General features: G+C 30.2%; 22 protein-coding genes. 3 read left to right on the top strand and 19 right to left on the bottom strand.

Going from position 1 to position 20,665, the window contains the following annotated elements:
* Window positions 1–86: 86 nt before the first annotated feature.
* Entirely contained in the window at window positions 87–1,277 is a 1,191-nt protein-coding gene (locus L1S47_RS06035; RefSeq protein ID WP_238882557.1) for an acetate/propionate family kinase, read from the bottom strand.
* A gap of 22 nt (window positions 1,278–1,299) precedes the next feature.
* Complete coding sequence (pta, locus tag L1S47_RS06030; protein ID WP_238882556.1) at window positions 1,300–2,301, bottom strand: phosphate acetyltransferase; 1,002 nt, start codon at window positions 2,299–2,301, stop codon at window positions 1,300–1,302.
* Between the two features lie 205 nt (window positions 2,302–2,506).
* Between pta and L1S47_RS06025 the strand changes: the two genes are divergently transcribed.
* Window positions 2,507–3,739, top strand: a complete 1,233-nt coding sequence (locus L1S47_RS06025) for a nucleotidyltransferase (RefSeq protein ID WP_238882555.1) — start codon at window positions 2,507–2,509, stop codon at window positions 3,737–3,739.
* Between the two features lie 87 nt (window positions 3,740–3,826).
* Complete coding sequence (ylbJ, locus tag L1S47_RS06020) at window positions 3,827–4,867, top strand: sporulation integral membrane protein YlbJ (RefSeq protein ID WP_238882554.1); 1,041 nt, start codon at window positions 3,827–3,829, stop codon at window positions 4,865–4,867.
* Here ylbJ and L1S47_RS06015 read toward each other — a convergent pair.
* The 6 genes from L1S47_RS06015 to L1S47_RS05990 form a co-directional block, all read right to left on the bottom strand.
* A complete protein-coding gene (locus L1S47_RS06015) occupies window positions 4,851–5,390 on the bottom strand; it encodes an ATPase (RefSeq protein ID WP_202766222.1) in 540 nt (179 codons plus the stop codon). The genes ylbJ and L1S47_RS06015 overlap by 17 nt on opposite strands.
* Before the next feature lie 11 nt (window positions 5,391–5,401).
* Window positions 5,402–5,884, bottom strand: coding sequence for a pantetheine-phosphate adenylyltransferase (coaD, locus tag L1S47_RS06010; RefSeq protein ID WP_202766221.1), 483 nt, complete (start codon window positions 5,882–5,884; stop codon window positions 5,402–5,404).
* Between the two features lies 1 nt (window position 5,885).
* Window positions 5,886–6,443 (bottom strand): 16S rRNA (guanine(966)-N(2))-methyltransferase RsmD, encoded by a 558-nt coding sequence (rsmD, locus tag L1S47_RS06005; RefSeq protein ID WP_238882553.1) that lies wholly within the window; start codon window positions 6,441–6,443, stop codon window positions 5,886–5,888.
* 66 nt (window positions 6,444–6,509) lie between these two features.
* The gene (gene recG / locus L1S47_RS06000; protein ID WP_238882552.1) at window positions 6,510–8,543 is read right to left on the bottom strand and encodes an ATP-dependent DNA helicase RecG; all 2,034 of its coding nucleotides are present in this window, start codon (window positions 8,541–8,543) and stop codon (window positions 6,510–6,512) included.
* A 122-nt stretch (window positions 8,544–8,665) separates the two neighbouring features.
* Window positions 8,666–10,294 (bottom strand): DAK2 domain-containing protein, encoded by a 1,629-nt coding sequence (locus tag L1S47_RS05995; RefSeq protein WP_238882551.1) that lies wholly within the window; start codon window positions 10,292–10,294, stop codon window positions 8,666–8,668.
* A gap of 13 nt (window positions 10,295–10,307) precedes the next feature.
* Entirely contained in the window at window positions 10,308–10,655 is a 348-nt protein-coding gene (locus L1S47_RS05990; RefSeq protein ID WP_238882550.1) for an Asp23/Gls24 family envelope stress response protein, read from the bottom strand.
* Window positions 10,656–10,850: 195 nt separating this feature from the next.
* Between L1S47_RS05990 and rpmB the strand changes: the two genes are divergently transcribed.
* Window positions 10,851–11,042, top strand: coding sequence for a 50S ribosomal protein L28 (rpmB, locus tag L1S47_RS05985; RefSeq protein WP_202766216.1), 192 nt, complete (start codon window positions 10,851–10,853; stop codon window positions 11,040–11,042).
* Window positions 11,043–11,180: 138 nt separating this feature from the next.
* On the opposite strand, the gene spoVM is transcribed toward rpmB, so the two are convergent.
* From spoVM to def, 11 genes are all read right to left on the bottom strand, one after another.
* Window positions 11,181–11,252 (bottom strand): stage V sporulation protein SpoVM, encoded by a 72-nt coding sequence (gene spoVM, locus L1S47_RS20725; protein ID WP_373689038.1) that lies wholly within the window; start codon window positions 11,250–11,252, stop codon window positions 11,181–11,183.
* A 58-nt stretch (window positions 11,253–11,310) separates the two neighbouring features.
* Window positions 11,311–11,946, bottom strand: coding sequence for a thiamine diphosphokinase (locus L1S47_RS05980; protein ID WP_238882549.1), 636 nt, complete (start codon window positions 11,944–11,946; stop codon window positions 11,311–11,313).
* A gap of 1 nt (window position 11,947) precedes the next feature.
* Window positions 11,948–12,598 carry a ribulose-phosphate 3-epimerase gene (gene rpe / locus L1S47_RS05975; RefSeq protein WP_238882548.1) on the bottom strand — a complete coding sequence of 217 codons (651 nt, stop codon included), beginning with the start codon at window positions 12,596–12,598 and terminating at the stop codon, window positions 11,948–11,950.
* Window positions 12,592–13,455 carry a ribosome small subunit-dependent GTPase A gene (gene rsgA / locus L1S47_RS05970; RefSeq protein ID WP_238882547.1) on the bottom strand — a complete coding sequence of 288 codons (864 nt, stop codon included), beginning with the start codon at window positions 13,453–13,455 and terminating at the stop codon, window positions 12,592–12,594. Before rsgA ends, rpe begins: the two co-directional genes overlap by 7 nt.
* Before the next feature lie 122 nt (window positions 13,456–13,577).
* Window positions 13,578–15,482: a Stk1 family PASTA domain-containing Ser/Thr kinase gene (gene pknB, locus L1S47_RS05965; protein ID WP_238882546.1), complete on the bottom strand. Its 1,905-nt coding sequence runs from the start codon at window positions 15,480–15,482 to the stop codon at window positions 13,578–13,580.
* A 1-nt stretch (window position 15,483) separates the two neighbouring features.
* Entirely contained in the window at window positions 15,484–16,200 is a 717-nt protein-coding gene (locus L1S47_RS05960) for a Stp1/IreP family PP2C-type Ser/Thr phosphatase (RefSeq protein ID WP_238882545.1), read from the bottom strand.
* A gap of 11 nt (window positions 16,201–16,211) precedes the next feature.
* Window positions 16,212–17,246, bottom strand: coding sequence for a 23S rRNA (adenine(2503)-C(2))-methyltransferase RlmN (gene rlmN, locus L1S47_RS05955; protein ID WP_238882544.1), 1,035 nt, complete (start codon window positions 17,244–17,246; stop codon window positions 16,212–16,214).
* Window positions 17,247–17,248: 2 nt separating this feature from the next.
* Complete coding sequence (rsmB, locus tag L1S47_RS05950) at window positions 17,249–18,571, bottom strand: 16S rRNA (cytosine(967)-C(5))-methyltransferase RsmB (protein ID WP_238882543.1); 1,323 nt, start codon at window positions 18,569–18,571, stop codon at window positions 17,249–17,251.
* Window positions 18,572–18,578: 7 nt separating this feature from the next.
* Entirely contained in the window at window positions 18,579–19,262 is a 684-nt protein-coding gene (locus L1S47_RS05945) for a zinc metallopeptidase (protein ID WP_202766208.1), read from the bottom strand.
* A gap of 11 nt (window positions 19,263–19,273) precedes the next feature.
* Window positions 19,274–20,209, bottom strand: coding sequence for a methionyl-tRNA formyltransferase (gene fmt, locus L1S47_RS05940; RefSeq protein ID WP_238882542.1), 936 nt, complete (start codon window positions 20,207–20,209; stop codon window positions 19,274–19,276).
* 11 nt (window positions 20,210–20,220) lie between these two features.
* Window positions 20,221–20,664 (bottom strand): peptide deformylase, encoded by a 444-nt coding sequence (gene def, locus L1S47_RS05935; RefSeq protein WP_238882541.1) that lies wholly within the window; start codon window positions 20,662–20,664, stop codon window positions 20,221–20,223.
* Window position 20,665: the final 1 nt, after the last annotated feature.

Raw genomic sequence — 20,665 nt, 5'->3', positions numbered from 1 at the left:
CACTCTCCTTAGTTAGAAATTAGTCCATAACCACAATTTATTATATAGAGGAGATGATTAAAAGTCAAGGGTACTTGGCAAATATTTTAAAGAAATGCTAAAGTATCCTTTGCAATCATAAGCTCTTCGTTAGTAGGAATTAAGAAAGCTTTAACCTTAGATTCAGGTTTTGTAATCTCAGTTAATTTACCTCTAACCTTATTTGCTGACGCATCAAATTGAACACCTAAGAAATCTAAACCTTCTAAAATGCTCTCTCTCATTTCAGGTGAGTTTTCACCTACTCCAGCTGTAAATACTATAGCGTCTACACCACCCATTATAGCAGCATAAGAACCAATATATTGTTTAACTCTGTATGCAAACATATCAAGAGCTAAGATAGATCTATGCTCATTTCTGTTCCATGCAGCATCTTCTACATCTCTAAAGTCTGAGCTTACACCTGAAACTCCAAGTATACCTGACTTTTTATTTAAGATTTCATCTACTTGTTCTGCAGTATACCCTGCTTCTTTAATTAAGTATGTAATTACTGCTGCATCTATATTTCCAGTTCTAGTACCCATTACTAATCCTTCTAATGGTGTGAATCCCATAGAAGTATCAACTGATTCACCGTTTTTAACAGCGGCAACAGATGCACCATTACCTAAATGACAAGTTATGATTTTAAGATCTTTTATATCTTTTCCTAAAGCTTCTGCAGCTTTTAATGATACATATCTATGTGAAGTTCCATGGAATCCGTATTTTCTAATATGTTTTTCTTCATATAATTCATATGGAATTGCATATAAATACGCTTTTTCTGGCATAGTTTGATGGAAAGCTGTATCAAAAACAACAACCATAGGTGTATTTGGCATAAGTGCTTTACAAGCATTAATTCCAATTATATTTGGTGGGTTATGAAGTGGTGCTAGTTTAGCACAATCTTCTAAATCTTTCATTACTTCGTCAGTAATTAAAACGGATTTAGCATAATTTTCTCCACCATGAACAACTCTATGTCCAACTGCTTGGATTTCGTCCATTGATTTAATAACGCCATGAACATCATTTACTAAAGCATCTAAAACAAGCTTAATAGCATCCTTATGATCTTTCATTGGTGATTCAACAACATATTTTTCACCATTAGCTTTTTGAGTTAGTATTGAACCTTCAATTCCGATTCTCTCAACTAATCCAGTTGCTAATGAATCCTCAGTTTTCATATTTATTAATTGATATTTTAAAGATGAACTTCCACAGTTAATTACTAATATATTCATAGTACAATCTCTCCTTGTGCAATTATTTATTTGTTATTGCTTGAACAGCAGTAAGCGCTACAACATTCACTATATCATCTGAGCTACAACCTCTTGATAAGTCGTTGATAGGTTTAGCAAAACCTTGACATATAGGGCCTATAGCTTCTGCATTAGCAAATCTTTGAACTAATTTATAACCAATATTTCCAGCTTGTAAATCCGGGAATACTAGTACATTAGCATTACCAGCTACTGGACTGCTTGGTGCCTTTTGATCAGCAACTTTTCTTACAATAGCAGCATCTAATTGCATTTCTCCATCAATTAATAAATCTGGTCTTAATTCTTTAGCTTTAGCAGTCGCAGTTCTTACCTTATCAACAAGTTCATGGTCAGCTGAACCCATAGTTGAGAATGAAAGCATTGCAACCTTTGGATCTATATTACATAATTTTTTAGCTGTATCTGCTGTAGCAATAGCTATTGCTGCTAATTGATCAGCATTTGGATTAGGATTTACAGCACAGTCAGAGAATAAAAGCATACCACTCTCTCCATACTTAGATCCTGGTACCATCATTATAAAGAAACTTGATACTACTGATACTCCAGGTGCATTTTTTATTATTTGAAGACCTGGTCTTAATAGATCACCAGTAGTGTGAACAGCTCCTGAAACCATTCCATCTGCATCATCCATTTTCACCATCATAGTTCCGAAATAAAGTGGATCTCTAACTATTTTTTCTGCTTTTTCTAATGTCATTCCTTTATTTTTTCTTATTTCATAGAATGCATTAATGTAATCATGAAGTTTAGCAGAAGTCTCAGGATCTTCAATAGATATTCCATCTAAATTAACTCCTATACTTTCAGCTTTCTCCTTTATTTTACTAATGTTACCAACAAGGATTACATCAGCAAGCCCAAGTTCTTTTATTTTTTGAGCTGCTACGACTGTTCTTTCCTCGTCTCCTTCTGGAAGGACAATTCTTTTTCTATCTGTTTTTGCCATCTCCCATATTTTTTTCATAAGTTCCATGTTCATTTCTCCTTTCAAAGCGTAGATATACTACACCTTATAATATACTCCTATTCATATAATCATTTCAATATTTTAAAGATAAAAAATGCCTAGATTATTATAATTTAATTATTATAAATAATATTAATTTTCTAACAATTCAATATGATTTTGATATTTTATGGAATTATAATGTATAATACCTATTGTAAGAGGTGAAATTATGAAAATTGCTGGAATTATAACTGAATATAATCCCTTTCATTTAGGGCATAAATTACATTTAGAAAAAACAAAAAAATTGACAAATTGTGATGCTGTAGTTTGTTTAATGAGCGGCCATTTTGTTCAAAGAGGTGCGCCAGCCATAATTGATAAATGGACTAGAGCCCAAATGGCATTGGATAATGGTATAGATCTTATATTAGAACTTCCAACAGTTTATGCTGTATCTTCAGCAGAATTTTTTGCATCTGGCGCAGTTTCTATACTAAACTCACTTAATGTAATAGATTCAATTGCTTTTGGAAGTGAATGTGGAGATATTAATTTACTAATGCAAATATCTTCTATACTATCTAACGAAAGTAACGAATTTAAAGAAACTATAAAGAAATTTTTAAATGAAGGATATCCTGTTGCAGTTTCAAGGAGCAAAGCAATACTAGAAATTATGCAAAGTTTAAATTTATCTTATGATGAAGACTATTTAAAGAAACAACTAAATTCATCAAACAATATACTTGGTATAGAATATTTAAAAGCACTACTTAGGCTTAAAAGCAATATAATACCTTACACTTTTAAAAGGGAAGGTGCATTATATAATGATAAGGAATTAAATAAGGATTTTTCTTCTGCTTCATCAATAAGAAATTACCTTAAGGCAAATAACGTTGTTGATGATTTAAAATCTCATCTTCCAATGGAATCATATAATATTTTAAGTAAACTTTCATTAGAAAATTATGATTTCGCCTTTGAAGAAAAGATCTTTTCATATGTTAAATATAAAATATTGACTGATCCAAAATCCTTAAGCTTAATTCCAGATGCCTCTGAGGGATTGGATAATAAAATAATAAATGAACTTCAGAATTCAAATAACTTAAATGAATTAATATTGAACTGCAAAAGCAAAAGATATACTTATACTAGAATAAGCAGAATATTAACCCAATTTTTTATCGGTCTTGAGAAGTATCCTCTAAAGGAACTGAGAAAAAAACAGCCTGATAAGGTAAGAATTCTAGGGTTAAATCAAAAAGGTGCTGAAATAATTAAACGAATTAAAAAAGAGAGTTCAATTGAATTTATAAATAAACCTAAAAAACCCTTTAGTGATATCTACACAATAGATATTCAAGCATCAAAAGCTTATAGTTTAATTTGCAAAAATATAAAAATGGATAACGAGTTTAAGCAGTCACCACTAATTAAAATGAATGAAATATAAAATAATAAAGGTTAATTAGAATATTCCCACTTAATATTCTAATTAGATACTAAACATAATATAAATACTATATATGGGGGTGTTCTTATGTATAGTATTTATATTTTATATGGATTAATAATCATCTTAACGATTTCGTTAATCATTCAAATAAAGGGAAAAATAACAATAATGCCAACTGTATTATTGTCTATTTTAATAATATATTTTTTACTAAATCCAAAGCTATGTATTGATGCATCCTTAAAAGGTGCTGAGCTATTTGTACAAGCTGTTTTACCTACAGTCCTTCCTTTTATGGTTCTATGTAATTTGCTCATTGCTTATGGTGGAATCTCAGTATATAGTAAGTTATTTGGTAGATTTTTATGCACTCCTTTTAAATTGAGTAAAAACTGTAGTTTTCCCATTATAGCAAGTATTATATGTGGCAATCCTATTGGTGCTAAATATTCATCTGAACTATATGAAAAAGGTCATGTGCAATTTGATGAATATGTAAGATTAATATATATAGCATCAAATACAGGTCCATTATTCTTAATTGGTTCAGTAGGAAGTGTAATGTTACAAAACAAAACCTATGGATACATACTTTTATTAGGAAATTATATTTCAATGATTTTAATAGCATTTATTACTAGAACTAAAACTATTTCTAGCTATAAAAAAAATGATTCCAAAATCAACATAACCGCTAATTTTGGAACCATTTTTAAAAACTCCTTAGAAAATGCCATTATAAGCACCTTAAATATTTCGGGATACATTATAATATTTTCCGTTATTATATCCATAGTAAGTAATTCCTACTTTTTTAATCTCTCATTAAATAGCATAGCTTCGCTTTTTGGTGTTCCATATGAAATAATGAAAGGAACAGTTCTAGGCATGATCGAAATAACTAATGGATGTAAAATCATTTCTTCAAGTAGCCTGTCCATAAATATGAAGTTATGTATTATTAGTTTTCTAACATCTTTTTGTGGTTTTTCAGTTTTAGCACAAATTAGTTCTTTTTGTAGTCAACATGGAGTCAAATTAAAAAAATATTTTATGTACAAATTACTTCAAGGGAGTTTTGCAACTATTATTACTTATGTATTTTTAACTATTTCATACTTCTAAGCTCTTTAATATTTTCCTTAATAGTTCCACCTATATTTTGCAAAGTACCATCAAGACCTTGTGCAAATGTTTCTACAGAGGCTTTTAGTTCATTCATAAGGGCCTCTTTTTTAATTTCAACTTGCTTATCTAAATCACTTAAAATTTCATCTGCATAATCTCTAGCCCCTAATCTAATAGATTTTGCTTCTCTTTGAGCTTGAGCAATTATTTCTTGAGATCTAACCTTCGCTTCCTTTACGTAATCATGATTTTCTATGTTCTTACGCATTAATTCAGCAGTTTCTTTTCTTGCTGTTTCAAGTTCTACATTGGCTTCTTGTAGTATTCTTTCTCTCTCATTTACAACCCACTGAGCTTTTTTAAATTGATCTGGTAAATAATGAACAATTTGTTCAATTACATCAATCACTTCTTTTTTATCAAGAACTACTTTGCCTGTTATTGGAACCTTAGCAGAATTTTCAACTAAATCTTGTAAGTATTCCAATAGTTCAATAATATTAACATCCATTTTTTCCATTTTAACACCTCTTATAAACTTAGTATTTTTGAGTATACATCATCAATTACCTCATCTGGTACTAATCCCTCAATACGCCCGCCAAATTTAGCTACCTGTTTTACTGCTGAAGAACTTAAATAAGAGTATTGTGCTGAAGTCATCATAAATACAGTCTCGACCTCTGGATCTAACTTATTGTTCATAAGCGCCATTTGAAATTCATATTCAAAATCCGAGAAAGCTCTTAGACCTTTTAAAATTACGCTAGCCTCTTCTTTTTTCATAAAATCAATAAGTAAGCCTTCAAAACATCTTACTTCAACATTTTTATATTTTGCAGTTACCCTTTGTATAAGTTCAACTCTTTCAGGATAGTCAAATAAACCTTTTTTATCTACATTAACTAAGACTCCTACTATAAGCTTATCAAAGACCTTTGATCCTCTTTCGATAATATCTAAATGACCATTTGTAATAGGATCAAAGCTTCCAGGATATACTCCTATTTTCATATTAGTCCTCCTTGTACTTATATAAGCATACAGTAGTATTACCATACTTCCTTGTATCTACTAGCTTAATATCTTTGTATCCATCGCAGATTTCTTCGCTTGTATCAATTTTAGTTACAACGATTCCTTCTGGATGCAGCATATTTTTTTCTTTAACAATTTCTAATGCTTTTGGGATCATATCCTTTAAATAAGGTGGATCAATAAAAATAATATCAAACACCTTATTTTTATCGGCTAAAAAATTCAATGCTGCATAGGCATCTTTATTTAAAGCATAACAAAAATCATCAAATTTTAAAGCTTCAATATTTTGTTTTAGAATTGGAAATGTAACAGGACTTTTATCAACTAGAAATACTTCCTTTGCGCCTCTACTTGCTGCCTCTAAACCAAGAGAACCAGTACCTGCAAATACATCTACAACTGTAGCATCTATTAAATAATTCTGAATAATACTAAACATTGATTCTTTTACGCGGTCTAAAGTAGGTCTTGTTTCATATGTGGCTGGAGAAAGTAATTTACGTCCTTTTGCCTTACCTGCTATGATTCTCATATAAGAACCTCCTCCTATTTATTTCTTTAACATTTTAACACATTGATATATTTTCTACAATTTAATTTAATTAAAACATATATATTTACTGCTATTTTTTAGGGTTTTAAGTATTTCCATACACAAATTCTTATATTCTATATCATTACATAAAATAGCATTTTTAGCCTCATAATTTGCATATTTTAATATGTTAATATCTTCTATAATATCTGCAAGAAGCAAATCTGTTTCTCCGCTTTGGCTATATCCAAACATCTCACCTGAACCTCTAATTTTAAGATCTTCTTCTGCTATATAAAATCCATCATTACTTGAAACCATTATCTCCATTCTTCTTTTAGTTACGGGATTTTTTGCATTTCCTATGAGTATACATTGAGATTGAAATTGACCTCTTCCTACTCTACCTCTTAACTGATGTAATTGAGCTAATCCAAATCTTTCAGAGTTTTCAATAATCATTATTGTTGCATTTGGAACATTCACTCCAACTTCTATTACTGTAGTAGAAATCAAGAGCTTAACTTCATTATTTTTAAAAGCATTTATAATGCTATCTTTTTCTTTTGAAGGCATTTTGCCATGAAGTATTCTTATTTCTGTTTCTTTAAATATTCCATGAGATAATTCATTATAGACTTTTTCAACAGAGTTTAATTTTCCATTCTCATCTTCTTCAATAAGAGGACAAACAATATATGCTTGGCGTCCTTTATCAATTTCTTCTTTAGCAAGTCTATATGCAAGATTTCTTTTTTCCATAGAATAAAAGCTGGTTTTGATTTCTTTTCTTCCTGGTGGTAGCTCATCAATTATTGATACTTCTAAATCAGAATAAAGATATAACGCTAGAGTTCTTGGAATTGGCGTTGCACTCATTACCATGCAATCAACTTCTTTACCCTTATTAATTAACTTACTTCTTTGTTCTACACCAAATCTATGTTGCTCATCAGTTACTATAAAACCTAAATTTCCAAACTCTACATCTTCTTGTATTAAAGCATGTGTTCCTACTACAATTAATGGTTCATTGCTTTTTATTTTTTCTTTTATTCTTAACTTTTCTTTATTAGTTGTACTTCCAGTTAATAATTCAATATCTACATTAAAATCACCTAGTAATTTTTGTGCTTCTACAAAATGTTGATTAGCTAAAATCTCTGTTGGAGCCATTAACACGCTTTGATAGCCATTTTTATAAACGTTAAACATAGCAATTAATGCTACAATGGTTTTTCCACTTCCTACATCCCCTTGAACTAATCTATTCATCGGAATCTTTTTCTTCTGATCTAAAAGAATTTCTCTTACAACCTTACTTTGTGCGTTTGTTAAGGTGTAGGGTAGTTTCTCTTTTAACTTTACTAACTCCTCGCTCATAGTAAATTCAATTCCTGTGGAATTATTCTTCAAATGATATTTTAACATTGATAATTTTAGTGAAAATGTAAATAATTCTTGAAACTTTAGTCTATCTGTAGCCTGTTTCAAGATATCTTTTTCAGTTGGAAAGTGTATGTTTCTTATACTCTCATCTAAAGATGAAAGTTTATATTTCTCAATTATCTCTTTTGGTAAGTTATCTTTAATCTTTATAGAAAATAAGATTTGATTAATTAGCTTAACAATAACAGCATTATTAATATCACCTTTTAAGTGATATTTAGGTATGATTTGGGACTTTAAGGTTTCATTAGAAGTAACTAATGGATTTACAACCTCAAGAACATCTTTATTCTTCTTAAATTTACCTAAAAGATTATACTCTTTACCGATAATAAAATTTCTTTTTATGTAAGGTTGATTAAACCATATTCCTAAAACTATTTGATTTTCATATTTAAAAATGACGGTAGATAATATTTTACGATTTTTAGTACGAACATCACTTTTAAATCCAGTTACTGTGCAAGTAAGAATTTGCTTCTCTTCTTTATTCATATCTTCAACACTTTTATTTCCGTTAACAAATTCATAATCTCTAGGAAAGTATAAAAGTAAATCCATTATTGAAAATATGCCACATTTATTTAGTTTTTCTTTTAGTTTTGGCCCTACTCCTTTTAAAGTAGAAATATCACTATATAGATTCATTTTTCCTCCTAAAAATAGGCCTCAAGATTTTTTAAAAGAAAAAAGCGACATGGTCGCTTTTCCCTTTAAAGTATATGCATAAGGCTTAATAAAACCCTATTAAGTCTTTTGATAAAATACGCTTACTCAACTGACATAATGAAATAGTAAAGAGGTTGATCTCCACTATATAATTGGATATCTAAATCTTCATACTTTTCTTCTAATGTTGAAACAAACTCCTCAGCTTTTTCTTTAGTAATTTCCTCACCATAAAATAAAGTAATTAACTCAGAATCTTCGTCAACCATGTTACTAAGAACTTCTTCTGTAACTTTGAAAATATCTTCTCCAACTTGATTGATTTTTCCTTCTAAAAGCCCAAGTATATTTCCTTCTTTTATCTCTATACCATCCATTTCAGTATCTCTAACTGCATAAGTAATTGAAGCTGATTTAACCATACCTAATGCTTCTATCATAGCTGCTTCGTTTTCTTCTACATTAGCTTCAGGATTGAACATTGTAATTGCTGTTATTCCTTGAGGAATAGTTTTTGAGGCAATTACACGAACATCTTTATCTGAAATTTCTGCAGCTTGTGTAGCCGCCATTTGAATATTCTTATTATTTGGTAAAATAAAAATGTGTTCGGCATTTATCTTGTTTATTGCTTCAACCATATCCTGTGTAGAAGGGTTCATAGTTTGACCACCTTCTATTATATAATCAACGCCTAAGTCTTTAAAAATATCACTGATACCGCTTCCCATAGCAACTGAAATAAATCCATATTCTTTATTTTCAGCAACTGATGCAACTTCTTCTTCACCTTCTGAAGATTCAGTTAATAAACTCCTATGCTCTTCTCTCATGTTATCAATTTTTATTTTAGATAATTCTCCAAATTGAACAGCATGAGTAAGAACTGCACCTGGATCATTAGAATGAATATGAACTTTAATCACATCCTCATAACCAACTACAATCATTGAATCCCCAAGAGAAGATATCTTTTCCTTTAAAATATTAGCTTTAGATGCATCACCCAATACAATAAATTCAGTACAATATCCAAATTTAATATCTTGACTTACAAGTTCTTGAGCTTTTACATTCGCAGCTGGAGCTTTACTTACTGCTCCTATTGTTGGTTTTATATCTTCAGCTAAAGCTTCATACATTCCTTTTAATATTATAAGTAGTCCCATTCCACCAGAGTCTACAACCTTAGCTTGTTTTAATGCTGGAAGCATATCTGGAGTTTTATTAAGCATTATTTCAGAGGCTTTGCATATTTCATTCATAAGTGAAGTTATATCACTTTGAGAAGATGCTACTGCGGATTCTGCAGCTGCTCTAATAATAGTTAATATTGTTCCTTCAGTTGGCTTCATAACAGCCTTATACGCTGATTTTGAACCTTCTTGAAATGCAATAGAAAGTTCTTTTGACGATACCTCAATCTTACCCTCTAAACCTTTTGATATTCCTCTTAAGATTTGAGATAGAATAACACCTGAGTTACCTCTAGCTCCCATAAGGGCACCTTTAGCTAATTTTTTAGAAACTTCCCCAATATTATCTGAGTTTATATTTTCAATTTCTTTTGCGGCAGCTTTAAATGTCATTGACATATTTGTACCTGTATCTCCATCAGGAACTGGAAAGACGTTTAGCGAGTTTACATAGTCACTTTGCTCCTCTAGTTTATTACTAGCATGTATAACCATGCGATAAAATTCATGTCCGTTAATTTTAGTATACTTCATTGTATATTACCTCCTAGACCCTAACTGCCTGAACGTTAACAGTTATAGAAGAGACCTTTAATCCTGTGTAGTTCTCAACATTATACTTGATCTTTTGTATTATGTTATTTGAAATAGTTGATATATTAGTTCCGTATTCTATCATTACGAAAACCTCTACATCTAATTTCTCTTCCTTATAAGAAATCTTAACGCCTTTACTTAAGTTCTCAATTCTAATTAATTCCCAAAAACCTTCACTAGCATTTTTAGAAACCATACCTACTACTCCATAACATTCCATTGTAGATAGGCCAACAATTTTAGAAATGACTTCTTCATTGTATGTTATATTTCCATTATTATTTTCAAATCCTAACATATAATTATCCTCCTAATCATTATCCATATAGTATATTCTATATTAATTAATTACATTATTCAAGGATTTCATTTCCTTTCTTCTTCTTCTTTCCATTTTCTTTGATAATTTACTTGATTTTTATATAAACTCTATGCTAGAATATAAAGGTCTTATTTAGAAGCCTATCTTCATGAAGCAGGGAGGTGTTTTCGGATGTCAAGAAAGTGTGAAGTTTGCAATAAGGGTGTTATCGCTGGAGTACAATTCAGCCATTCTCATAGACAATCTAAGAGAACTTGGGCTCCAAACATAAAAAAGATTAAAGCTATAGTTAATGGAACTCCAAAAACTGTACATGTTTGTACTAGATGCCTTAGATCAGGAAAAGTTCAAAGAGCTATTTAGTATAGAAAGCGTCAATTGGCGCTTTTTTTCTTTGTAGAAAAAAGAGATGGTATTACCATCTCTTTTTTTGAATTGTAATTTAATTTAAGTAAATTTTAGCCCTACTCTTAAGTAAAATTTTATGTTCTTGCCCTAGTTCTAATGACGTCTATAAAAGATTTTAACTATCTTAGAAAGAAATTTAGGTAGTTTTATTGTAACAATCTTCATTTTACCTCCAAGCATAAATAGTTCTATATTATTCTATGAGGTTTATAAAAAATTGTTACTAATCTTTTGAAAAAAATATTAAAACTAAACCTTTATTAAAAGTTATTTTAATATCTTCATCTAAAAATTCATTTGACACGGTAAGACCATCAAAAGGAATTAGTTTATGGTTAAACAGTTCATATTTAGCTCCATAAATACAAAAATCTTCAACAACCTTTTCATATGCATAGAAAGAAATAAGTTGTCCTCTTTTTCCTTTTAAAGTCATTGGCTTGTTTGTTAGCTGAATTACATTGTTATTATCAATAATTTTACATAGAATATTATTCTCAATGGCTTTTTTGAGAAGGCCTATATTAGAAAACAAATGATCAATTCTTGTTCCAGTACATCCAAGTAGTGTGATTTCTGTAGCTTTAAGCTCTTTAGCTTTATTAAATGCACTATCAGTATCCGTAAAGTCCTTAATAGGATTATGTTTAATGATATTAACTTTTTTCAATGACAAATCATCTAAAAATTTTTTATCAATGGAATCAAAATCACCTAATACATAATCAGGTACAATGTTATTAGTTAATAATACCTCAGTCCCTTTATCTGCAGCAATAATGTAGTCAGCATCTTTAACAGATTCTAATAATAACTCTTTAGAAGGAGGGGTACCTCCTGCAACAATAATTATTTTCATTTTATATACTCTCTCTAAGTAAAGCTATATTTTCTTTAAGTTTTCCATCTTTAAATATTGCTGAACCAGCCACAATTACATTAGCTCCTGCATCAACAACACTTTTAATATTGGTACTATCTATTCCACCATCTACTTGAATTAATAAATCTTTGTTAGCATTCTCGCTAATTTGTTTTACTTCTTTTACCTTATCAATTGAATAAGAGATGAATTTTTGTCCACCAAAACCTGGGTTAACGGACATTATAAGTACCATATCAAGTGATGGGATTAAGTCTTTAATAAGTGATACAGGAGTTCCAGGATTTAATGAGATTCCTGCTTTAATTCCCTTGCTTTTTATGTAATTAATGGTTCTATCTATATGTTTATCTGCTTCATAATGAACTGTAATTAAATCAGCTCCAGCAGAAATAAAATCATCGATAAATTTAGAAGGTTCATCTATCATTAAATGTAAATCAAAAACCTTTTTAGTGTAGCTTCTAATTGCTTTTATTACTGGCATACCAAATGTAATGTTTGGAACAAAACTACCATCCATCACATCTATATGTATAAAATCTGCTCCGGCCTCATCTACTTTTCTAACTTCTTCTCCTAATTTAGCAAAATCTGCTGATAAAATTGAAGGTGCTATTTTTACCATTTGTTTTTCCTCCCTATTTCTTCTAATGTTTTAATATAAAAATCGTATCTAAATTCATTTATTTTTCCTTCTTCTAAAGCTTTTTTAACTGCACAATTTGGTTCTTTATGGTGTAAACAACCTGTAAATTTGCAATTATCATTGTATTCCTCAAAATCAGGGAAGTAGTACATTAATTTTTCTTTTTCTATAAAAGATATATCTAAAGTTGAAAATCCAGGTGTATCAACCACATATCCATTTTCAATTGTTAGTAATTCACTATGTCTTGTTGTATGTTTTCCTCTACCTATCTTTTCACTAACTTCTCCAGTTTCCATTTTGGTTTCTTGACTAAATACATTGATTAATGTAGATTTGCCAGCTCCTGATGGACCACATAAAACAGTAACATTATCATTTAATCTTTCATTTAATTCCGAGATTCCTTCATTAAACTTTGCTTTGATAAATATTACTTCATAACCTATATTATTAATTTTGGTTTTAATGTACTCTCTTTCTTCACCATTAATTAAATCACTTTTGTTTAAGCATACTATAGCCTTAATATTGTTATATTCGCAAAGCAATAAAAATTTATTTAATAGATCATAATTAATATCAGGGTTCTTAACAGCAAAAACTACAAAAGCCTGAGTTACATTTGCAACTGTTGGTCTAATTAATTCTGAAGTTCTATCATATATCTTCTCAATTACACCTTTATTGTTCTCAACTTCAATCTCTACCCAATCGCCCACCATAGGCTTTAAGTCGTTATGTCTAAACTTACCTCTGGCTTTACATTCAATTATACCTTCATTTGTTTTTATATAATAAAAGCCGCCAATACCTTTAATTATTATTCCCTTCATATATCCTCCAATTATTTTATTCACATATCTATAATAAACACTTTTACTAATAAAATGCAATAAAATAATAAGAATTATAAAAAAAGAAAGAGCCTCAAAATGAAACTCTTTCTAAAAAATTATTAATGTGTTGTTGGTTGTGATTGAATAACATAAATAACTATCGCTTCGCTTGGCTTAGCAGATGTTTTATTTAAACTTGATACTTTGTCACCATTTCCTTGAATTGTTACATTATTAAATCCTTTTGATTGAATAAACGCTTTTGCATCTGCTGGTGACATTGATAATGCTGGTGTTAAATCTACATTTGCCTCAACAAATCTTCCTACATTTATTGTAACAGTTGTACCTTCTTTAACACTAGTTCCTTCTGCTATATTACTTGAAGTTACTTTTCCATTATCACTTTGCTTATCTGTATCTACATAGTTAACCTTAACTTGAAGCTTTGCTTGAGATAATGCGTTTCTAGCATCAGCTTCTGATAATCCAATTACTGGTGGAACATTTGTATTTTTTATTTCAGGCCCTTTACTTACTACTAAATTAATCTTATCATTTTCTGACATGTCTGCATCTTTCTCTGGACTTTGCTTAATTACTTGGTCCTTTGGATCTGTATCAGAATATTCATAAGTTACATTACCTAATTTAAGATTTTGATTATCTAAATATTTCTTTGCATCATCTAATGTTAAACCTACTAAACCAGGAGCTTTAAGCTTATTTTCTTCACCACTTATTACTACTCTAATATGATCGTTCTTTTTAACAGTTGAACCTTCACTTGGAGTAACACTTAATACTGTACCTGCTGGCTTATCACTCTTCTCTTCTCCGCCTATATCCATAATTAAGCCTAAAGCTTCTAATTTTTTCTGAACATCTTCTTTTGGAGAATTAACTAAGCCTGTTGGGACAGTTATGCTTTGATTTGAGGTCGTATTTCTAGTTATAAAATATGTTCCTACTCCAGCAGCAACTAATATTAAAGCAAAAACTAAACCTAATATTATACGAATCTTAGTCTTTTTGCCCTTATTTTCTTCGTCATCTTCATCATCCCACTCATCCTCTTCGTCATCTTCCCAATCATTGTTAGAAATTTTTGAAGCAGTTGACTTTGGTGTTGGTGGTACATTTACTGGTGCCATAACTCTAGTAAACTCATCTTGATTCACTGGTATGCTTCCAATAACAACATTTGGATCATTTTTTATTTTTTCTAGATCACCAATTAATTCTTTAGCAGATTGGTATCTTTTTATTTGAGCCTTTTCCATTGCTTTTAAAATCAATTTATTTAATGATTCTGGAATTGTAGAATTTATATTTTTTGGTGGAACTACATCCTCTTGTATATGTTTAAGAGCTACTGAAACTGGTGAATCAGCATCAAAAGGAAGTCTTCCAGTTACCATTTCATAAATTACTACTCCTAATGAATAAAGATCAGTTCTAGAATCTATATAGTTTCCTTTAGCTTGCTCTGGCGAAAAATAGTGTGCAGAACCAATTATATTTGAAGTATTTATTATGGTTGATGAATTTGTTGATTTAGCTATTCCAAAATCAGTTACCTTAATAGTACCATCTTCTGTGACTAAAATATTTTGTGGCTTTATATCTCTATGAATTATATTATTTTTATGTGCGCAATCAAGAGCTTTTGCAACTTGGATAGCTATATTAATGGATAAATCGTAAGGCAATCTACCTTTATCTCTAATAAATTCTTTAAGCGTACTTCCTTTTACATATTCCATTACAATGTAATGAGCTTGATCTTGAGTTCCTACATCAAGAACATTAACTATATTTGGATCGCTTAAATTAGCGATTGCAGTAGCTTCTTTTTTAAATTTTTCTACAATGTCTGCATTGTTAATAAAATCTTTTTTTAGTATCTTCACTGCTACAAATCTGTTTAATTTTTTATCTCTTGCTTTATAAACAAAAGACATTCCACCTTCACCTATTTGTTCAAGCAGTTCGTATCTTTCCCCCAACAATATAGTTTCCATACTAATTCTCTCCTCCAAACACTAATACTGTAATATTATCTCTTCCTTCTCTTTCATTAGCCAAAATAACTAATTGTTTTGCTGCTTCTTCATTATTATACGAAATTAATACATTTGTAATTTCCTCTTTATTTACTTCATTTAATAATCCATCTGAGCAAATAAGAAATTTATTTTCCTTCCTATCTGGAAGTTTAAAAATATCAACTTCTAACACTTCATAAGCACCTACAGCTCTAGTTATTACATTTTTTCTTGGGTGATTCCTGGCCTCTTCCTCTGTAATTGAACCACTATCTAATAATTCTTGAACCAAAGAGTGATCTTTAGTAATTTTTACTAGTTGTTCATTTTCAAGAACGAAGCATGCACTATCACCTACGTTAGCTATATAGGTATATCCCCCTAATACTAAACATGCTGTTACAGTTGTACCCATACCATTTAATTCTACGTTGTTACTTGCGTATTCTAGAACTTTCTTATTAGCCGCAAGAATTGCATCTTTAAGTAACATTCCATCACTATGGTTATTCCAGTTCTCTTTTATATATTCTTTAATAACATCTACAGCTATTTTACTAGCTACTTCTCCTGCGTTATGTCCCCCCATACCATCAGCTACAATATAAAGCTCATAGTTAGGTGAAATAAAATAATCTGCATAATCTTCATTGATCATGCGTTTTTTACCCACATCACTTATTACTCCAATCATGAGTATTCCCCCTAATTTGAATTACGAGTTTCTAAATAGCTTCTTCTTAATTGCCCACAGGCTGCATTAATATCAGAACCCATTTCTCTTCGAACTGTTGCTTCAATTCCATGAGATTTAAGTATTGCTTCAAAAGCTTTTATATCTTCTTTTGAAGATTTCCTATATTCTTTCTCTTTAATCTCATTTACTGGAATTAAATTAACATGACAAAGTACTCCTCTTAATAAGCTTGCTAAAGCTTTCGCGTCTTCCTTTGAATCATTCACACCCTTAACTAATGAATATTCAAATGTGATTCTTCTATTAGTTTTATCAATATAGTAAGCACAAGCGTCCATAATTTCCTTTATGGAATATTTATTTGCAATAGGCATTATTTCTCTTCTTTTTTCATCTGAGAAAGCATGAAGAGAAATAGCTAAAGTTATACTTAAATCTTTATCTGCTAATTCATAGATTTTAGGTACAATCCCACAAGTTGAAAGTGTAATATGTCTTTGACCAATATTTAATCCATATTCAGCATTCACAAGCTCTAAAAACTTCATAACATTATCAAAATTATCTAATGGTTCCCCACTGCCCATTAAAACCACATTTGAAATTCTCTCTCCAAGTATTTTTTGAGCTAATAAAATTTGTCCTATCATTTCTCCAGAAGTTATATCTCTTATAACTCCACCAAGGGTTGATGCACAAAACTTACACCCCATTCTACATCCTACTTGTGTTGATATACAAATTGTGTTTCCGTGGATATACTTCATAATAACACATTCAATCAAATTACCGTCTTCCAAAGAAACCAGCAGTTTTTTTGTGCCATCATTTGAAGTATACTCTTCAACTACTTTAGGAATTCCAATTTTAAAACCATCCTTAAGCTTATCTTTAAGGGCTTGTGGAATGTTTTTCATATCATTATAATCAAATACTCCTTTGTATATCCAATCAAAAACCTGCTTAGCTCTAAAGCCACTTTCTCCTAGAGAAATTAATTCGCTTTTAAATTCATCTAGAGTTAAATCTAATAGATCTTTCATCTTTACACCTGCCTTTTTCTTAGTTTTCCAATGAAAAATCCGTCCATGTATTCATTTGGTAAAATTGTTAAAGTTCCATCTACATTATATATAAAATTCGGAAGAGTACCAATATATATTTTTTCAATTTGACAATCTTCATTATTATTTAATAAATACCTAACATTTTCTTCATTTTCTTCCTTGTTTAATGTACATGTAGAATATACCATTACTCCGCCAGGCTTTAAGTACTTCCATGCATTATCTAATATTTTTTTCTGAATGCTTTGGATTTCTTTAAGAGATTTTAAATCTTTTTGCCACTTAATTTCAGGCTTTTTTCTTATTATTCCTAGACCTGAACAAGGAACATCAAGTAAAACTCTATCAAAAGCATTTTCTAAAGATGAATTATATTCTGTAGCATCTTGTTTTTCTGTTTTTATTATTTCTATTCCAAGTCGTTTAGCATTATCTTCTATAAGTGAAAGTTTATTTGAGTGAATATCAAAAGAATATACTTCCCCCTTGTTATTCATTAATTCTGCCATATGCGTTGATTTTCCGCCCGGAGCAGAACATAAATCAGCAACTTTCATGTTTTCCTCTAATTCTAATAATGAGGATACAAGCATTGCACTCTCATCTTGAACAAATATTTTTCCATCCCTAAATGCTTTATTTCCTTCAATAGAACTTCCCCTATTAATCACTATAGCATCTGGTGAAGCAAACCCCTCTGAAACATCATAACCCTCAGTTTCTAATTCCTCAAGAAGCTCCTCATAACTTGACTTAAGGGAATTTACCCTTACAGTTAACTTAGGTGTCATATTTAATCCTTTTAGAATATCTAAGGCTTTATCTTCACCATATTGCTTAGTAAAAAACTCAACAAGCCATTTAGGAAAAGAATACTCAAAAGCTATTTTAGACTTATTGTCTTTAAATCTAGGTTCCTTTTCTTTATTTCTTAAAAAGTTTCTTAGCACACCATTTACAAATTTTGATGAACCCATGGAATGCTTTTTTGCAATATTAACAGCTTCATTTACTGCTGCATATGGCGGAATTTTATCTAAATATTTTATTTGATAAATCGCACTTCTTAGTACATTAATTATTTCTTTATCAATTTTGTTTATGTCCTTAACATATAATGCTATGATATCATCTATTGATTGTTTATATTTAATTGTACCATAAACAATTTCTGTAACTAGACCCTTGTCTTTTACATCTAAATCAGCTGTTTTAAATGCATTATTTAACGCTATATTAGAATAAGCGCCACCATTTAAAACTGAGTCCAATACCTTAGTTGCAAGTTTTCTACTATTCATTTTTACCTCAATCATCATTTCTACTTACAATCGCAAGTAATCTAATAAGTTGTAATATTGCATTTGCTGCAGCAGCTACATAGGTCATAGCAGCAGCTTTAAGAACTTTCTTAGCTCCATTAATTTCATCACCAATAAGTAGATTTCTACCTTCAAGCTGAACTATTGCTCTTCTAGATGCATCAAATTCAACTGGTAAAGTTATAAGTTGAAATATTACAACTGCAAGGAAGAAAACTATTCCTAGATACATAAGATTAGTAGCAGCAAAGAAAATACCTATTAATATTAATATCCAAGAAAAGTAGTTTCCAAAGTTTGCTACTGGAACTATTGCATTTCTTATTAATAGTGGCGCGTACTTCTCATTATGTTGAATTGCATGACCAACTTCATGAGCAGCTACTCCAATTGCTGCTACAGAAGTACTGCTATATACATCTTCAGATAATGCTAAGACTTTTGTTCTTGGATTGTAGTGATCAGTTAATGAACCTCTAACTTGTTCAATAGATACATCAAATAAACCAGCTGAATCTAATATACTTCTTGCTACTTCTGCTCCTGTGAGTCCATTAAAGCTACGAACTCTACTGTATTTATTAAAGGTTGAAGAAACTTGACTTTGTGCCCACATTGCTAAAATAATCCCTGGTATTAAAATTATCATAGTTGGATCAAAATAAAACATTTAAATCACCTCTATATTCCTAAAATTATATTTTTATTTATTTCATTACCATTAAGATATTGCTCGATAGTAAGAGGTTTTCCATTAGGAAATTGTACTTTCTTTATAAGCAAAGTTCCTTTCCCGCAATTTACCTTAAGTCCAGTTTTACCTACTTCAATAATTTCACCGACTTTTGAGTTTGTTTTTTCATTTTCTAAAACTTCACTTTCAAAAATCTTCATATTTTGATTATCTAAAGTTGTAAAAGTTATTGGCCAAGGATTTAATCCTCTTATCATGTTATGAATATCAAGTGCACTTTTATTCCAATCTATTTTAGCTAAATCTTTATTTAACATTGGAGCATGGCATGTGTTTTCGTTATCCTGCTTTTCAGGAATTATACTGCCATTAGCGAATCCATCAATTGTATCAATAAGTAACCTAGCTCCTCTTTCCATTAATATATCGTGTAAATCACCTGCAGTCATATTTTTTGTAATTTCAACTGAATCCTTTATTAGCATATCTCCTGTATCTATCCCAACATCCATTAACATTGTTGTATTACCTGAACACGTCTCACCATTTACTATTGCCCAATTTATAGGTGCTGAACCTCTATACTTTGGTAAAAGAGATGCATGTAAATTTATACAAGCATATTTAGGTATATCTAATATTTCTTTTGTAAGTATTTGTCCATATGCAACTACTATTATAAAATCAGGTTTTAAGTTTTTTAAATACTCAATAGCTTCTAAATCTTTTCTTAGCTTTTCAGGTTGAAATATTTTCACATCATGTTTAATTGCTTCTTCCTTAACAGCTGACATAGCTAATTTTTTACCTCTTCCTTTTGGTCTATCAGGTTGAGTAAATACAGCTTTCACATCATAATTTTCTATAATCGCCTTTAGAGAAGGAACAGCAAAGTCAGGGGTTCCCATAAAAACAATATTCATTCTATTCCCTCCTAATTTTTTTTAATTTTATCAACAAATAGAACACCGTTTAGATGATCATTTTCATGTAAAATAGCTCTAGCTAATAGTTCTTCTGCTTCAAGTATAAATTCTTCTCCCTTTTCATTTAAGGCCTTAACCTTTACTTTAAAAGGTCTTTCAACCATTTCTTGTCTATTAGGGAATGAAAGACATCCTTCCACATCAGTTTGAGAACCTTCTGTCTCAAGTATTTCTGGGTTTATAAAAACTAGTGGATTGTCACCAGTATCTACTACAAATAATCTTTTCAAAATACCAACCTGAGGTGCTGCAAGTCCTACCCCATAGCTATCATACATAGTTTCAAACATATCTTTTATTAAAGTTAAAATTCTTTCATTAATTTCATCTACAGGTCTGCTTTTTTTTCTTAAAAGTTCATCTCCTGCAAATCTGATGTTTCTCTTTGCCATC

Origin of the sequence: Clostridium sp. YIM B02551, assembly GCF_022324735.1 — a bacterium.
GTDB lineage: Bacteria > Bacillota > Clostridia > Clostridiales > Clostridiaceae > Clostridium_T > Clostridium_T paridis.
This window is presented reverse-complemented; position numbering and strand designations above follow the sequence as displayed.

What these genes read in the sequence shown, in the direction of transcription:
- L1S47_RS05960 (WP_238882545.1), bottom strand. Translation starts at nt 16,200, where the DNA reads ATGATTGGAGTAATAAGTGATGTGGGTAAAAAACGCATGATCAATGAA.
- rsgA (WP_238882547.1), bottom strand. Translation starts at nt 13,455, where the DNA reads ATGAAGGGAATAATAATTAAAGGTATTGGCGGCTTTTATTATATAAAA.
- rlmN (WP_238882544.1), bottom strand. Translation starts at nt 17,246, where the DNA reads ATGAAAGATCTATTAGATTTAACTCTAGATGAATTTAAAAGCGAATTA.
- fmt (WP_238882542.1), bottom strand. Translation starts at nt 20,209, where the DNA reads ATGAATATTGTTTTTATGGGAACCCCTGACTTTGCTGTTCCTTCTCTA.
- recG (WP_238882552.1), bottom strand. Translation starts at nt 8,543, where the DNA reads ATGAATCTATATAGTGATATTTCTACTTTAAAAGGAGTAGGGCCAAAA.
- def (WP_238882541.1), bottom strand. Translation starts at nt 20,664, where the DNA reads ATGGCAAAGAGAAACATCAGATTTGCAGGAGATGAACTTTTAAGAAAA.
- L1S47_RS06025 (WP_238882555.1), top strand. Translation starts at nt 2,507, where the DNA reads ATGAAAATTGCTGGAATTATAACTGAATATAATCCCTTTCATTTAGGG.
- L1S47_RS05945 (WP_202766208.1), bottom strand. Translation starts at nt 19,262, where the DNA reads ATGTTTTATTTTGATCCAACTATGATAATTTTAATACCAGGGATTATT.
- coaD (WP_202766221.1), bottom strand. Translation starts at nt 5,884, where the DNA reads ATGAAAATAGGAGTATATCCTGGAAGCTTTGATCCTATTACAAATGGT.
- L1S47_RS05980 (WP_238882549.1), bottom strand. Translation starts at nt 11,946, where the DNA reads ATGAAAATAATTATTGTTGCAGGAGGTACCCCTCCTTCTAAAGAGTTA.
- L1S47_RS05990 (WP_238882550.1), bottom strand. Translation starts at nt 10,655, where the DNA reads ATGTTAGGATTTGAAAATAATAATGGAAATATAACATACAATGAAGAA.
- L1S47_RS05995 (WP_238882551.1), bottom strand. Translation starts at nt 10,294, where the DNA reads ATGAAGTATACTAAAATTAACGGACATGAATTTTATCGCATGGTTATA.
- rpe (WP_238882548.1), bottom strand. Translation starts at nt 12,598, where the DNA reads ATGGTAAAAATAGCACCTTCAATTTTATCAGCAGATTTTGCTAAATTA.
- rsmD (WP_238882553.1), bottom strand. Translation starts at nt 6,443, where the DNA reads ATGAGAATCATAGCAGGTAAGGCAAAAGGACGTAAATTACTTTCTCCA.
- rpmB (WP_202766216.1), top strand. Translation starts at nt 10,851, where the DNA reads ATGTCAAGAAAGTGTGAAGTTTGCAATAAGGGTGTTATCGCTGGAGTA.
- ylbJ (WP_238882554.1), top strand. Translation starts at nt 3,827, where the DNA reads ATGTATAGTATTTATATTTTATATGGATTAATAATCATCTTAACGATT.
- L1S47_RS06035 (WP_238882557.1), bottom strand. Translation starts at nt 1,277, where the DNA reads ATGAATATATTAGTAATTAACTGTGGAAGTTCATCTTTAAAATATCAA.
- rsmB (WP_238882543.1), bottom strand. Translation starts at nt 18,571, where the DNA reads ATGAATAGTAGAAAACTTGCAACTAAGGTATTGGACTCAGTTTTAAAT.
- pknB (WP_238882546.1), bottom strand. Translation starts at nt 15,482, where the DNA reads ATGGAAACTATATTGTTGGGGGAAAGATACGAACTGCTTGAACAAATA.
- pta (WP_238882556.1), bottom strand. Translation starts at nt 2,301, where the DNA reads ATGGAACTTATGAAAAAAATATGGGAGATGGCAAAAACAGATAGAAAA.
- L1S47_RS06015 (WP_202766222.1), bottom strand. Translation starts at nt 5,390, where the DNA reads ATGGAAAAAATGGATGTTAATATTATTGAACTATTGGAATACTTACAA.